This is a genomic window from Erwinia sp. GW821-FHT03D09, from assembly GCF_059420805.1.
Genome location: NZ_JBWKUK010000028.1, coordinates 19161 through 33542, shown reverse-complemented (window position 1 = coordinate 33542; position 14382 = coordinate 19161). Strand labels below are relative to the sequence as shown.

Here is a 14382-nt window from a genome sequence, read left to right as displayed (position 1 = left end):
CCTTAGTGCGCACGAAAATTCTCCGTTATTTCCGCACTTCTCACCTTAAATATCGCTCAGTCAGTACCAGGTGGTACTGTAGACATCGCTATAATACTAATCCCAACCTTTCTGCATAAGCTTTCATCAAATCAATCCGTGATTTAAGTAAAAAATAGGTTATTAAACAGGAAGCTGTCATAGGTTTGAATACCTGATAGCCCCCAGAAAATCCTAAACCTCACACTTGTCGATCGGTTACACTACAGCTAGTCAAATTCGTAAAGGCCGCCATATGTCCCGCCAGAAACATCCCCTGAAACCCTGGAATACATTTTCGCTTAAGGCAGCTGCAGCTGTTGTTACTATTGCTGAGAATGCAGAGCAATTGTGCCTGGCGTGGCAGTTGAGCCAGCGGCAAAACGAACCTACTTTGCTACTTGGAGAAGGTAGTAATGTTCTGTTTATAGAGGACTTCTCTGGTCAGGTGATTATTAATCGGCTTAAAGGTATAGAGATCCAGGAGCAAAATGATGCCTGGTTACTACATGTTGGTGCGGGTGAAAACTGGCATCAGCTGGTTGAGTTAACGCTTGATAAAGGGGTGCCGGGATTAGAAAATCTGGCATTAATTCCGGGTTGTGCGGGCTCTGCACCGATCCAGAATATCGGTGCGTATGGTATCGAACTGGAACAGCTTTGTGCATATGTTGACGTCATGGACCTGGCAGATGGCCATACCTTACGGCTAACGGCAGAACAGTGTCAGTTTGGCTACAGGGACAGCATTTTTAAGCACCAATACCGCGATGGCTTTGCCATTGTTGCCATTGGATTAGTACTGCCAAAGGCCTGGAAGCCGGTGCTGAGCTATGGTGACCTGCGAGAACTGGACCCACAGACGGTCACTCCACGTCAGGTTTTTGACTCGGTATGCCATATGCGCCGCAGTAAATTACCGGACCCTAAAGTGACAGGAAATGCCGGTAGCTTCTTTAAAAACCCATTGGTTAGCTCAAAGGCTGCAGCTGAGCTACAGAAACACTACCCAACTATACCGCTTTATCCGCAGGATAGCGGTGAGGTTAAACTGGCTGCCGGCTGGTTGATCGATCAATGCGAACTCAAAGGATTCCGTCATGGTGGCGCCGCAGTGCATGAAAAACAAGCTCTGGTGCTGATAAACGGTGGGAATGCGACAGGGAAAGATATCGTCGAACTGGCCCGTATTGTCCGTCAGCGGGTTGCGGCTAAATTCAACGTCTGGCTTGAGCCTGAAGTCCGGTTTATTGCCAGCAATGGCGAGATAAATGCAGTGGAGGCACTCGCATGAAAGATAATACCGTACCTTTAAAGCTGGTTTCTATTCTGGCCAACGGTGAGTTTCATTCCGGTGAGCAGCTTGGTGAACGACTGGGCATGAGCCGTGCAGCCATCAATAAGCATATTCAGACGCTGAAAGAATGGGGTATTGATGTTTTCACGGTCACGGGCAAAGGTTACAGCCTGTCTTCTTCGATGCAGTTACTCAACGAGGATGACATCAATGCCCAGTTGGATAACGGACGCCTTGCCGTAATTCCGGTTATTGACTCAACCAACCAATATTTGCTGGATCGTATGGACAGCCTACAGTCGGGAGACGCCTGCGTTGCTGAGTATCAACAGGCAGGAAGGGGGCGGCGAGGAAGGCAGTGGATTTCACCTTTCGGCGTCAATCTATACCTGTCTATGTACTGGCGTCTTGAACAGGGTCCTGCTGCTGCAATAGGCCTTAGTCTGGTCATTGGTATCGTACTGGCCGAAGCCCTGCAGGAACTCGGTGCTGCTGATGTTCGTGTCAAATGGCCAAATGATATTTATCTCGAAGATCGTAAACTGGCTGGTATCTTAGTCGAACTTACAGGAAAAACAGGCGATGCTGCGCAAATAGTGATCGGTGCCGGGATAAATCTTGGCATGCGCGCACCGGCGGCAGAAGCGATAAATCAGGGATGGATAAACCTTCAGGAGGCGGGAGTAAACGTCAATCGTAACGCTTTATCTGCCAGAATTGTCAATAAGTTGCGTTCTGCACTTGCTCAGTTTGAGCAGGATGGTTTGACGCCATTTGTGGGGCGCTGGTCCAGACTGGACAACTTTATCGATCGACCGGTTAAATTACTGATTGGCGATCGGGAAATATTCGGTATTGCGCGAGGTATCGATCAGCAGGGTGGGCTCATTCTTGAACAGGACGGCGTCAGAAAATCCTGGGTTGGTGGTGAGATTTCACTGAGACCACAAAATTAAAAGCCACTACATCCAGGCATCGTTCTTTAGCAAATCATTGAATATTTAATGGGTAAAAGGGGCATTAAGCGCCCCTTTTTTACTTTCTTAATCTTACCAAATCTACCGCATGACCAAAGCTTTTGGTCATAATCAGGCTGGCACGTTCACGCGTAGGTAATATATTTTCTTTTAAGTTTAAGTGGTTAATTTCTTTCCATAATTGTGTGGCGATGCCCACAGCTTCTTCCTCAGGAAGTTGTGAATAGTGATGGAAATAGGAGTCCGGATCGCTAAACGCACCCTGGCGGAATTTCAGGAAACGATTGATATACCAGTGTTCCAGTAAATCTTCAGGTGCATCGACATAAATAGAGAAATCAACAAAGTCAGACACGAAAACATGATGAGGATCGTGCGGATAATCCATCCCGCTTTGCAGTACATTCAGCCCTTCCAGAATGAGAATGTCGGGCTGCTGCACAATCTTATCGCCGTCCGGGATTACATCATAAATAAGATGGGAATACACCGGAGCGGTCACCTGCGCGGCACCCGATTTTAATTCTGAAACAAAATTCACCAGCCTGTGCATATCGTAAGAAAGAGGAAAACCCTTTTTCTTCATCAGGTCACGTTCTTTAAGCACTGCATTGGGATGCAAAAATCCATCAGTGGTAATCAATTCCACTTTACGGTGCTCAGGCCAGCGGCTGAGAAGTGCCTGTAACACACGAGCAGTTGTGCTTTTACCTACCGCAACGCTACCTGCAATACTAATAATATAGGGGATCTTCTGTCCTTTAGTACCCAGAAACTTCTCAAGGACTGCCTGACGACCCAAATTAGAACTGATATAGAAATTCAGCAATCGAGAGAGCGGCAGGTAGATCTCGGCAACTTCTTCAATCGAGAGATCTTCGTTAATCCCTTTCAACTGGGCAATTTCGTCCTCTGACAGGGTCATTGGTACGGAGTCGCGCAGCGCAGCCCACTGTGTACGGTTAAATTGCAAATAGGGAGTAGTTAACAATGAATCTTTTTTGCTCATATACATGCTTCTGCCAGCAATCGTTTATCCTTCAGTGTGTTAGCCATATTATTTCAACGAGGAATGCTCGGAGACAGGCCTTAGTACTGAGGGTTAAATCAGAACACAATGGGCAGGAGGTTAACATCAGAGGGGCAGCAATAAGAAGGAAAAAAGATGCACAGCGGGTGCAAACGCAAGCTCACCCGCATTAATGATAACTTTAGCTGGCAATCGGACGCACAACCTGATTAACCCGAAACAGACGTTTGTAATAAATTACAGCGGGGCAGTAATAGCCTTCGGCTAAGCAGACATAATCCGGGAGCTCACCCAGACGACTGTATCCCTGGGCGCGATAAAATGCCTCTGCGGGGGTACCAGCCAACGTATCGAGATAAAGCAGACCACGCTGACGATGTATTACTTCTTGCTCAAGCACCGTGAGGAGCCGCCTTCCTGCACCTTTGCGCCTGGCCCGGCTATGAACCAGCAACTGTTGGACTTCCGCGCGATTACGGCCATCCGGTCGTGCGCATATTTCCAATTGTATGCTTGCCAAGACACCGTTCTGGTCGCAGGCGACCCATAACAGCCTTTCTCCCTTTGCTAACCCGTCACGCAGGCTATGGAAGTAGCTGGCCGCCTCTTCACGATTTTGGATGGGCTGATAGTCAGTCAGCGCATTGTGGGTAACGGCATCCATTAACAACTCAGCTAACTGACTGCGATAAACCGGCAGGGTGGCGGCAGTAAGCATCATTATTTTCATGCGTGTCCTCCTCTGGGGTATAGAGCCCGATCGGTCAATGAAAGAGAAGCAAGATATGTTCCAGCTTGCGAATAGTGAATTTCGGAAGAAACCTTGGAGCTTGCATGACTGCTGTTGCACGCAAAATGTGCGGATGCGGCAAGCTGGTGCATTTCTTTAGAAAAAAGTCGATAACTTTAAAAAAGAATCACTGAAATATTCTGGTATTGAGTAGTATGAATGCAGTCGAAAACAAGACTCCGTGTTGTTTATTTGAACGGAATTGTTGAGTTTAGAGGCTAATTTGCGAGGTTTTGCACAAATAGTGAGCATAAGAACATTTATCGCAATATTTTTGTTGCATCATGCGCCGGGTCTTCCTAGAATGCGCACCACTTGATGCCGGCTTAGCTCAGTTGGTAGAGCAACTGACTTGTAATCAGTAGGTCACCAGTTCGATTCCGGTAGCCGGCACCATCAAGTACCCCAGGTGGGGTTCCCGAGCGGCCAAAGGGAGCAGACTGTAAATCTGCCGTCATCGACTTCGAAGGTTCGAATCCTTCCCCCACCACCATTTCGATTCTCAGTTTGAGTCGAAAGCAGAAAGACAAGAGAACGTTTCTCTGCAACGATGACTACTCTCCACGAGTATGTTCATCAAGATTTTCGACTGAGCTCAAGCGCAGTCAAAGTTAGCAGGCAAATGCTTGTTGGCTCGAGTAACAGGAAAGCTTTTTCCTGTTGTTCACAAGCTACAGACAGAACAGGTAGCCGAGTTCCAGGATGCGGGCATCGTATAATGGCTATTACCTCAGCCTTCCAAGCTGATGATGCGGGTTCGATTCCCGCTGCCCGCTCCAAGCCGTGCTGATATGGCTCAGTTGGTAGAGCGCACCCTTGGTAAGGGTGAGGTCCCCAGTTCGACTCTGGGTATCAGCACCACTTTCAAAATCTCCCTCCCTGCTTCTTCTCTGTGTATTAAAATTCAACGATTCAGGCAATGCCTGGTTGATGTGGTGATATCACCGATTAATCCGTGTCTTAGAGGGACAAGCGATGTCTAAAGAAAAATTTGAACGTTCCAAACCACACGTCAACGTTGGTACTATCGGCCACGTTGACCACGGTAAAACTACCCTGACTGCTGCTATCACCACCGTTCTGGCTAAAACCTACGGCGGTTCTGCTCGTGCATTCGACCAGATCGATAACGCACCAGAAGAAAAAGCACGTGGTATCACCATCAACACTTCTCACGTTGAATATGACACCCCAACTCGCCACTACGCGCACGTTGACTGCCCGGGCCACGCCGACTATGTGAAAAACATGATCACCGGTGCTGCTCAGATGGATGGCGCAATCCTGGTTGTTGCTGCAACTGATGGCCCAATGCCACAGACTCGTGAGCACATCCTGCTGGGTCGTCAGGTTGGCGTTCCTTACATCATCGTGTTCATGAACAAATGTGACATGGTTGATGATGAAGAGCTGCTGGAGCTGGTTGAGATGGAAGTACGTGACCTGCTGTCACAGTACGACTTCCCAGGCGACGACACCCCAATCGTTCACGGTTCTGCACTGAAAGCACTGCAGGGTGAAGCTGAGTGGGAAGCTAAGATCATCGAACTGGCTGGTTACCTGGATTCTTACATCCCAGAGCCAGTACGTGCAATCGACCTGCCGTTCCTGCTGCCTATCGAAGACGTATTCTCCATCTCCGGCCGTGGTACTGTTGTTACCGGTCGTGTAGAGCGCGGTATCATTAAAGTGGGTGAAGAAGTTGAGATCGTGGGTCTGAAAGACACCGTGAAATCAACCTGTACCGGCGTTGAAATGTTCCGTAAGCTGCTGGACGAAGGCCGTGCGGGTGAGAACTGTGGTATCCTGCTGCGTGGTATTAAGCGTGAAGACGTTGAGCGTGGCCAGGTTCTGGCTAAGCCAGGCTCAATCAAGCCACACACCAAGTTCGAGTCAGAAGTTTATATTCTGTCTAAAGAAGAAGGCGGCCGTCACAGCCCATTCTTCAAAGGCTACCGTCCACAGTTCTACTTCCGTACAACTGACGTGACCGGTACCATCGAACTGCCAGAAGGCGTTGAGATGGTAATGCCAGGCGACAACATTAAACTGGTTGTTGAACTGATCAAACCAATCGCAATGGACGACGGTCTGCGTTTCGCAATTCGCGAAGGCGGCCGTACCGTTGGTGCTGGTGTTGTTGCTAAAGTTATCGCTTAATCGCTGATAACATTTGACGCAACGCACATGAAGAGGGCATCATTTGATGCCCTTTTTGCACGCTGTAACATAGAACCTGACTCATCTGTGATTATGTCTCATAATCATTGCTGAGGCAGGCTCTGTAGCACGGCGTCATACATGATATGCCGAGTTACGCCTATACCTGCGGGTATGACAGTATTATTCGGTTCGGTTGCCTCGTAATCCGGGGCAAAAGTGTTTCTGATTTATTGTGGCAGGTTGGTTATGAGTGCTAATACCGAAGCTCAAGGCAGCGGGCGCGGCCTGGAAGCGATAAAGTGGTTCGGCGTGGCGTTACTGCTGGTTGTCGCCATCGTGGGTAACTACTACTATCGTGAAGTAACATTACCGCTGCGTGCATTGGCCGTCGTTGTACTGATTGCAGCAGCAGCTGGCATTGCCCTGCTGACCGCTAAGGGTAAAGCAACGTTGGCTTTCGCTCGTGAAGCGCGTACTGAAGTTCGTAAAGTGATCTGGCCTACTCGTCAGGAAACGTTGCACACCACCTTAATCGTTGCCGCGGTGACTGCCGTGATGTCACTGATTTTGTGGGGACTGGATGGTATTCTGGTCCGTCTGGTATCGTTTATCACTGGCCTGAGGTTCTGAGATGTCTGAAGCTCCAAAGAAGCGCTGGTACGTCGTTCAGGCGTTTTCCGGTTTTGAAGGCCGCGTAGCACAGTCGCTGCGTGAGCATATCAAGTTACACAACATGGAAGAGCTGTTTGGCGATGTCATGGTTCCAACCGAAGAAGTGGTTGAAATCCGTGGTGGCCAGCGTCGTAAAAGCGAGCGCAAGTTCTTCCCGGGCTACGTACTGGTTCAGATGGTGATGAATGACGCCAGCTGGCACCTGGTGCGCAGTGTGCCGCGCGTAATGGGCTTCATCGGCGGTACGTCCGATCGTCCTGCGCCGATTAGCGACAAAGAAGTCGATGCGATTATGAACCGCCTGCAGCAGGTTGGTGATAAGCCGCGTCCGAAAACGTTGTTTGAGCCTGGCGAGATGGTACGTGTTAACGACGGTCCATTTGCTGACTTTAACGGCGTGGTAGAAGAAGTCGATTACGAGAAAAGCCGCCTGAAAGTTTCTGTTTCTATCTTCGGCCGTGCAACTCCGGTTGAACTGGACTTCGGGCAGGTTGAGAAGGGCTGATTGATTCACCCTGAGCCGCTTTCTCAAAGGCAGCATAAAATTTATACGATCACCGTTATCAGGTGGTTGCGAAAGGCGCGAAATTACACTACAATTTCGCGCCTTTTGTTTTTATGCGTCGATAAATCCGCGCGTAAAATATTAATCACGGGGAGCTCCATTACGGAGCGTTATCACCCAATAGAGGAATTATCATGGCTAAGAAAGTACAAGCCTACGTTAAGCTGCAAGTTTCAGCTGGTATGGCAAACCCGAGTCCTCCGGTAGGTCCGGCTCTGGGTCAGCAAGGCGTTAACATCATGGAATTCTGTAAAGCGTTCAACGCCAAAACAGAATCCCTGGAAAAAGGTCTGCCGATCCCAGTAGTGATCACCGTTTATACTGACCGTTCTTTCACCTTCGTTACCAAAACCCCTCCTGCAGCAGTACTGCTGAAGAAAGCGGCTGGTATCAAGTCTGGTTCCGGCAAGCCGAACAAAGACAAAGTAGGTAAAGTATCTCGTGCTCAGGTACGTGAAATCGCAGAAACCAAAGCTGCGGACATGACTGGTGCTGACATTGAAGCGATGACTCGCTCAATCGAAGGTACTGCTCGTTCCATGGGCCTGGTAGTAGAGGACTAAGAAATGGCTAAGCTGACCAAGCGCATGCGCGTGATCCGTGACAAAGTTGATTCAACTAAACAGTATGACATCAACGAAGCTGTTGCTCTGCTGAAAGAACTGGCTACTGCCAAGTTCGTAGAAAGCGTTGACGTAGCTGTAAACCTGGGCATTGATGCTCGTAAATCTGACCAGAACGTTCGCGGTGCAACTGTACTGCCACACGGTACTGGCCGTTCCGTTCGCGTTGCCGTATTTGCCCAGGGCGCAAACGCTGAAGCTGCTAAAGCAGCCGGCGCTGAGCTGGTAGGTATGGAAGATCTGGCTGACCAGATCAAAAAAGGCGAAATGAACTTCGACGTTGTTATCGCATCTCCAGATGCAATGCGCGTTGTTGGCCAGCTGGGTCAGGTTCTGGGCCCACGCGGTCTGATGCCAAACCCGAAAGTTGGTACCGTAACTCCTAACGTTGCTGAAGCAGTGAAAAACGCTAAAGCCGGTCAGGTTCGTTACCGTAACGACAAAAACGGCATCATCCATACCACTATCGGTAAGGTTGATTTCGATGCAGATAAACTGAAAGAAAACCTGGAATCCCTGCTGGTTGCGCTGAAAAAAGCAAAACCTTCACAGGCGAAAGGCGTTTTCATCAAGAAAGTTAGCCTGTCCACCACCATGGGTGCTGGCGTGGCAGTTGATCAGGCTGGCCTGAACGCTGCTGCTAACTAATCTGCTTTACGCGGGCGAAATTTTCATCTAGAATCTTACGCCCGTTGTTCTGTAAATATACAGAACCGACAGATTTTTAGGTTGGAGCCTGGCCTTATCCAGGCCTCCGTCCAAGACCGCAGGAGTGATAGCGAAAGATATCACTTAATACCCTGCGTAGACGGTGACAGAACCGACAAGAATTTTTCTTAACTGGATTCTGCTCACCGTGTTTGAGCGCTCATCTACCTTCGGGTAATTGAGTGAAGTGAGTTCCGGGGAAATTCATCCCCGGCCCAAATCCAGGAGCACAAGCTAATGGCCTTAAATCTTCAAGACAAACAAGCGATTGTTGCTGAAGTCAGCGAAGTAGCCAAAGGCGCGCTGTCTGCGGTAGTTGCGGATTCTCGTGGCGTTACCGTAGATAAAATGACCGAACTGCGTAAAGCAGGTCGTGCGGCTGGCGTATACATGCGTGTTGTTCGTAACACCCTGCTGCGCCGCGTCGTTGAAGGTACTCAGTTCGAGTGCCTGAAAGACACGTTAACCGGTCCAACCTTGATTGCATACTCTATGGAACACCCGGGCGCTGCTGCTCGTCTGTTCAAAGAGTTCGCGAAAGCGAATGCAAAATTTGAGGTTAAAGCTGCAGCCTTTGAAGGCGAGCTGATCAGTGCGGCTCAGATCGACCGCCTGGCAACTCTGCCAACTTACGATGAAGCAATTGCACGCCTGATGGCAACCATGAAAGAAGCCGCTGCCGGCAAACTGGTTCGCACTCTGGCTGCTGTACGCGATCAGAAAGAAGCTGCTTAATCAGCCTTTCTTTTCACGTTTACTTGCTAACGTATAAACTTTTTCTGAATTTTAGGAACAACAAATGTCAATCACTAAAGACCAAATCATTGAAGCTGTTGCAGCTCTGTCTGTAATGGAAGTAGTTGAACTGATCGCCGCTATGGAAGAGAAGTTCGGTGTGTCTGCTGCTGCAGCTGTAGCTGTTGCTGCTGGCCCAGTAGAAGCTGCTGAAGAAAAAACTGAGTTCGACGTTGTACTGAAAGCTATCGGTGCTAACAAAGTTGCTGTAATCAAAGCTGTACGTGGCGCAACTGGTCTGGGCCTGAAAGAAGCCAAAGACCTGGTTGAGTCTGCACCTGCTGCCCTGAAAGAAGGCATCAGCAAAGACGACGCTGAAGCTCTGAAGAAAGCACTGGAAGAAGCTGGCGCAGAAGTTGAAGTTAAATAAGCCAACCTTTCAGGTTGCAGCCTGGGTTTAAGTAGTTCCAGGCTGATGGCTGGTGACTTTTTGGTCACCAGCCTTTTTGCGCTCTAAAGCATCAATGGTATTTCACACTGTTTAGCCATTGATTTGCTTAATATCTTTCTCTATCGACGACTTAATATACTGCTTTCCTGCATGGACCCTCTGTCCAGTCAAAAGCAATGAAATGATTTAAGCGTGATAGAAAGAGGTATTACAAAAGGTGCTCTGCCTTTTGCACGATACAAAACAGCGTTGCATGAACTGTCCCCACTGGATGGACAGAAAGGTTCTACTTTTCAGCGAGCTGAGGAACCCAATGGTTTACTCCTATACCGAGAAAAAACGCATCCGTAAGGATTTTGGAAAACGTCCACAAGTTCTGGACATTCCATATCTCCTTTCTATCCAGCTTGACTCGTTCCAGAAGTTTATCGAGCAAGATCCGGAAGGTCAGTATGGTCTGGAAGCTGCATTCCGTTCCGTATTCCCAATCCAAAGCTATAGCGGTAACTCTGAGCTGCAGTACGTCAGCTACCGTTTAGGCGAACCTGTATTTGATGTGAAAGAGTGTCAGATCCGTGGCGTCACGTACTCTGCACCTCTGCGCGTAAAACTGCGCCTGGTGATCTACGAGCGCGAAGCGCCGGAAGGCACAGTTAAAGACATCAAAGAACAAGAAGTGTACATGGGTGAAATTCCACTCATGACCGATAACGGTACCTTTGTTATCAACGGTACTGAGCGCGTTATCGTTTCTCAGCTGCATCGTAGTCCTGGTGTCTTCTTCGACAGCGATAAGGGTAAAACCCACTCATCGGGTAAAGTGCTGTACAACGCACGTATCATTCCTTACCGTGGTTCATGGCTGGATTTCGAGTTTGACCCGAAAGACAACCTGTTCGTCCGTATTGACCGTCGTCGTAAGCTGCCGGCCAGTATCATCCTGCGCGCGCTGAATTACACCACTGAGCAGATCCTCGATCTGTTCTTCGACAAAGTGGTTTATGAAATTCGCGATAACAAGCTGCAGATGGAGCTGGTCCCTGAGCGTCTGCGCGGCGAAACTGCGTCGTTCGATATCGAATCTAACGGTACTGTCTACGTTGAGAAAGGCCGCCGCATCACCGCGCGCCATATTCGTCAGCTGGAAAAAGACAGCGTTGCGCATATCGAAGTACCGGTTGAATACATCGCAGGTAAAGTCGTCGCTAAAGATTACATCGACGAAGGTACCGGTGAGCTGCTGGTTGCGGCGAACATGGAGCTGTCACTGGATCTGCTGGCTAAACTGAGCCAGTCCGGTCACAAACGCATTGAAACTCTGTTCACCAACGACCTGGATCACGGCCCGTATATCTCTGAGACGCTGCGCGTTGACCCAACCAGCGATCGCCTGAGCGCGCTGGTTGAGATCTACCGTATGATGCGTCCTGGTGAGCCACCAACGCGTGAAGCGGCCGAAAACCTGTTTGAGAACCTGTTCTTCTCTGAAGACCGCTACGATCTGTCTGCGGTTGGCCGTATGAAGTTCAACCGTTCTCTGATGCGTGACGAGATCGAAGGTTCCGGTATCCTGAGCAAAGACGACATCATTCAGGTGATGAAGAAGCTCATCGGTATCCGTAACGGTATTGGCGAAGTGGATGATATCGACCACCTCGGCAACCGTCGTATCCGTTCCGTCGGTGAAATGGCCGAAAACCAGTTCCGCGTAGGTCTGGTCCGCGTTGAGCGTGCGGTGAAAGAGCGTCTGTCTCTGGGCGATCTGGATACCCTGATGCCACAGGATATGATCAACGCCAAGCCAATCTCTGCGGCAGTGAAAGAGTTCTTTGGTTCCAGCCAGCTTTCCCAATTTATGGACCAGAACAACCCGCTGTCTGAGATCACGCACAAGCGTCGTATTTCTGCACTGGGCCCGGGCGGTCTGACCCGTGAGCGCGCAGGCTTTGAAGTTCGAGACGTACACCCGACACACTACGGTCGTGTATGTCCAATCGAAACGCCTGAAGGTCCAAACATCGGTCTGATTAACTCGCTGTCCGTGTACGCACAGACCAACGAGTATGGTTTCCTGGAAACCCCATACCGTCGCGTGCGCGATGGCGTGGTAACCGACGAAATTCATTACCTCTCTGCAATTGAAGAGGGTAACTACGTTATCGCTCAGGCAAACACCAACCTCGACGACGAAGGTCACTTCGTAGACGATCTGGTGACCTGCCGTAGCAAAGGCGAATCGAGCCTGTTCAGCCGCGATCAGGTTGACTACATGGACGTTTCCACCCAGCAGGTGGTTTCCGTCGGTGCGTCACTGATTCCGTTCCTGGAGCACGATGACGCCAACCGCGCATTGATGGGTGCAAACATGCAACGTCAGGCGGTTCCAACTCTGCGCGCTGATAAACCGCTGGTTGGTACCGGTATGGAACGCGCGGTAGCGGTTGACTCCGGTGTTACAGCCGTAGCGAAACGTGGTGGTACCGTTCAGTACGTTGATGCATCTCGTATCGTTATCAAAGTTAACGAAGATGAAATGTATCCGGGCGAAGCCGGTATCGACATCTACAACCTGACCAAATACACCCGTTCTAACCAGAACACCTGCATCAATCAGATGCCTTGCGTGAATCTGGGTGAGCCAATTGAACGTGGTGATGTGCTGGCCGACGGTCCTTCAACGGATCTGGGCGAACTGGCACTGGGTCAAAACATGCGCGTCGCGTTCATGCCGTGGAACGGCTACAACTTCGAAGACTCCATTTTAGTCTCCGAGCGCGTGGTACAGGAAGATCGCTTCACCACTATCCACATCCAGGAACTGGCCTGTGTGTCTCGTGACACCAAGCTGGGGCCTGAAGAGATCACCGCTGACATCCCTAACGTGGGTGAGGCTGCGCTCTCCAAGCTGGATGAATCCGGTATCGTGTATATCGGTGCGGAAGTGACCGGTGGTGACATTCTGGTTGGTAAGGTAACGCCGAAGGGTGAAACCCAGCTGACGCCAGAAGAGAAGCTGCTGCGTGCAATCTTCGGTGAGAAAGCGTCTGACGTTAAAGACTCTTCTCTGCGCGTACCAAACGGCGTGTCTGGTACCGTTATCGACGTTCAGGTCTTCACCCGCGATGGCGTGGAAAAAGACAAGCGTGCGCTTGAAATCGAAGAAATGCAGCTGAAGCAGGCGAAAAAAGACCTGTCTGAAGAACTGCAGATCCTCGAAGCTGGCCTGTTCAGCCGTATCCAATACCTGCTGGTTTCCGGCGGTGTGGAGGCGGACAAACTGGACAAACTGCCTCGCGAGCGCTGGCTGGAACTCGGCCTGACCGACGAAGAGAAACAAAACCAGCTGGAGCAGCTGGCCGAGCAGTACGACGAGCTGAAGCACGAGTTTGAGAAGAAACTTGAAGCTAAGCGCCGCAAAATCACTCAGGGCGATGACCTGGCACCTGGCGTGCTGAAGATCGTTAAAGTGTATCTGGCTGTTAAACGTCAGATTCAGCCGGGTGACAAGATGGCAGGTCGTCACGGGAACAAAGGTGTTATCTCCAAGATCAACCCGATCGAAGATATGCCATACGATGAGAACGGTACGCCGGTCGATATCGTACTGAACCCGCTGGGCGTTCCATCACGTATGAACATCGGTCAGATTCTTGAAACCCACCTGGGCATGGCTGCGAAGGGCATCGGCGAGAAAATCAACGCTATGCTTAAGAAGCAGGAAGAAGTGGCTAAGCTGCGTGAGTTTATTCAGCGTGCTTACGATCTGGGTACCGACGTACGCCAGAAAGTTGACCTGAACACCTTCACCGACGACGAAGTGCTGCGTCTGGCAGAGAACCTGAAAAAAGGTATGCCAATCGCAACGCCAGTGTTTGACGGCGCGAAAGAGAGCGAGATCAAAGAGCTGCTGCAGCTCGGCGGCCTGCCTTCTTCCGGTCAGATTACCCTGTTCGATGGTCGTACCGGCGAACAGTTCGAGCGTCAGGTTACCGTTGGCTATATGTACATGCTGAAGCTTAACCACCTGGTTGATGACAAAATGCATGCGCGTTCTACCGGTTCTTACAGCCTGGTTACTCAGCAGCCGCTGGGTGGTAAGGCGCAGTTCGGTGGTCAGCGCTTCGGTGAGATGGAAGTGTGGGCGCTGGAAGCATACGGCGCAGCCTATACCCTGCAGGAAATGCTTACCGTTAAGTCTGATGACGTGAACGGTCGTACGAAGATGTATAAAAACATCGTCGACGGCAACCATCAGATGGAACCGGGCATGCCAGAATCCTTCAACGTACTGTTGAAAGAGATTCGCTCGCTGGGTATTAACATCGAGCTCGAAGACGAGTAACCCCTGAGGTT

At 50.1% G+C, this 14382-nt stretch carries 12 protein-coding genes and 4 tRNA genes; 14 read left to right on the top strand and 2 right to left on the bottom strand.

What is annotated here, in order from left to right; all coding sequences use genetic code 11:
• Positions 1-274: 274 nt before the first annotated feature.
• Together murB and birA are read left to right on the top strand one after the other, a co-directional pair.
• A complete protein-coding gene (gene murB, locus AC07U6_RS21330; protein WP_494764187.1) occupies positions 275-1312 on the top strand; it encodes a UDP-N-acetylmuramate dehydrogenase in 1038 nt (345 codons plus the stop codon).
• The gene (gene birA / locus AC07U6_RS21325; RefSeq protein ID WP_494764186.1) at positions 1309-2271 is read left to right on the top strand and encodes a bifunctional biotin--[acetyl-CoA-carboxylase] ligase/biotin operon repressor BirA; all 963 of its coding nucleotides are present in this window, start codon (positions 1309-1311) and stop codon (positions 2269-2271) included. Before murB ends, birA begins: the two co-directional genes overlap by 4 nt.
• A 79-nt stretch (positions 2272-2350) precedes the next feature.
• On the opposite strand, the gene coaA is transcribed toward birA, so the two are convergent.
• Both coaA and AC07U6_RS21315 read right to left on the bottom strand, forming a co-directional pair.
• Positions 2351-3301, bottom strand: coding sequence for a type I pantothenate kinase (gene coaA, locus AC07U6_RS21320; protein ID WP_494764185.1), 951 nt, complete (start codon positions 3299-3301; stop codon positions 2351-2353).
• Positions 3302-3503: 202 nt separating this feature from the next.
• The gene (locus AC07U6_RS21315; protein ID WP_494764184.1) at positions 3504-4052 is read right to left on the bottom strand and encodes a GNAT family N-acetyltransferase; all 549 of its coding nucleotides are present in this window, start codon (positions 4050-4052) and stop codon (positions 3504-3506) included.
• Positions 4053-4432: 380 nt separating this feature from the next.
• On the opposite strand from AC07U6_RS21315, the gene AC07U6_RS21310 reads away from it, so the two are divergent.
• From AC07U6_RS21310 to rpoB, 12 genes are all read left to right on the top strand, one after another.
• A tRNA-Thr gene (locus AC07U6_RS21310) sits at positions 4433-4508 on the top strand.
• A 12-nt stretch (positions 4509-4520) separates the two neighbouring features.
• Positions 4521-4605, top strand: a tRNA-Tyr gene (locus AC07U6_RS21305).
• Between the two features lie 211 nt (positions 4606-4816).
• Positions 4817-4891 (top strand) — tRNA-Gly (locus AC07U6_RS21300).
• Between the two features lie 6 nt (positions 4892-4897).
• Positions 4898-4973, top strand: a tRNA-Thr gene (locus AC07U6_RS21295).
• A gap of 114 nt (positions 4974-5087) precedes the next feature.
• Positions 5088-6272: an elongation factor Tu gene (tuf, locus tag AC07U6_RS21290; RefSeq protein ID WP_494764183.1), complete on the top strand. Its 1185-nt coding sequence runs from the start codon at positions 5088-5090 to the stop codon at positions 6270-6272.
• A gap of 249 nt (positions 6273-6521) precedes the next feature.
• Positions 6522-6905, top strand: a complete 384-nt coding sequence (secE, locus tag AC07U6_RS21285) for a preprotein translocase subunit SecE (protein WP_494764182.1) — start codon at positions 6522-6524, stop codon at positions 6903-6905.
• A 1-nt stretch (position 6906) separates the two neighbouring features.
• Positions 6907-7452 (top strand): transcription termination/antitermination protein NusG, encoded by a 546-nt coding sequence (gene nusG, locus AC07U6_RS21280; protein WP_012439920.1) that lies wholly within the window; start codon positions 6907-6909, stop codon positions 7450-7452.
• 194 nt (positions 7453-7646) lie between these two features.
• Positions 7647-8075 carry a 50S ribosomal protein L11 gene (rplK, locus tag AC07U6_RS21275; protein WP_494764181.1) on the top strand — a complete coding sequence of 143 codons (429 nt, stop codon included), beginning with the start codon at positions 7647-7649 and terminating at the stop codon, positions 8073-8075.
• A 3-nt stretch (positions 8076-8078) separates the two neighbouring features.
• Positions 8079-8783 (top strand): 50S ribosomal protein L1, encoded by a 705-nt coding sequence (rplA, locus tag AC07U6_RS21270; protein WP_205067734.1) that lies wholly within the window; start codon positions 8079-8081, stop codon positions 8781-8783.
• A gap of 297 nt (positions 8784-9080) precedes the next feature.
• Positions 9081-9578 (top strand): 50S ribosomal protein L10, encoded by a 498-nt coding sequence (rplJ, locus tag AC07U6_RS21265; RefSeq protein WP_105595695.1) that lies wholly within the window; start codon positions 9081-9083, stop codon positions 9576-9578.
• Positions 9579-9642: 64 nt separating this feature from the next.
• Positions 9643-10008, top strand: a complete 366-nt coding sequence (gene rplL, locus AC07U6_RS21260) for a 50S ribosomal protein L7/L12 (protein ID WP_105595694.1) — start codon at positions 9643-9645, stop codon at positions 10006-10008.
• A 334-nt stretch (positions 10009-10342) separates the two neighbouring features.
• Entirely contained in the window at positions 10343-14371 is a 4029-nt protein-coding gene (gene rpoB, locus AC07U6_RS21255) for a DNA-directed RNA polymerase subunit beta (RefSeq protein WP_494764180.1), read from the top strand.
• Positions 14372-14382 lie beyond the last annotated feature (11 nt).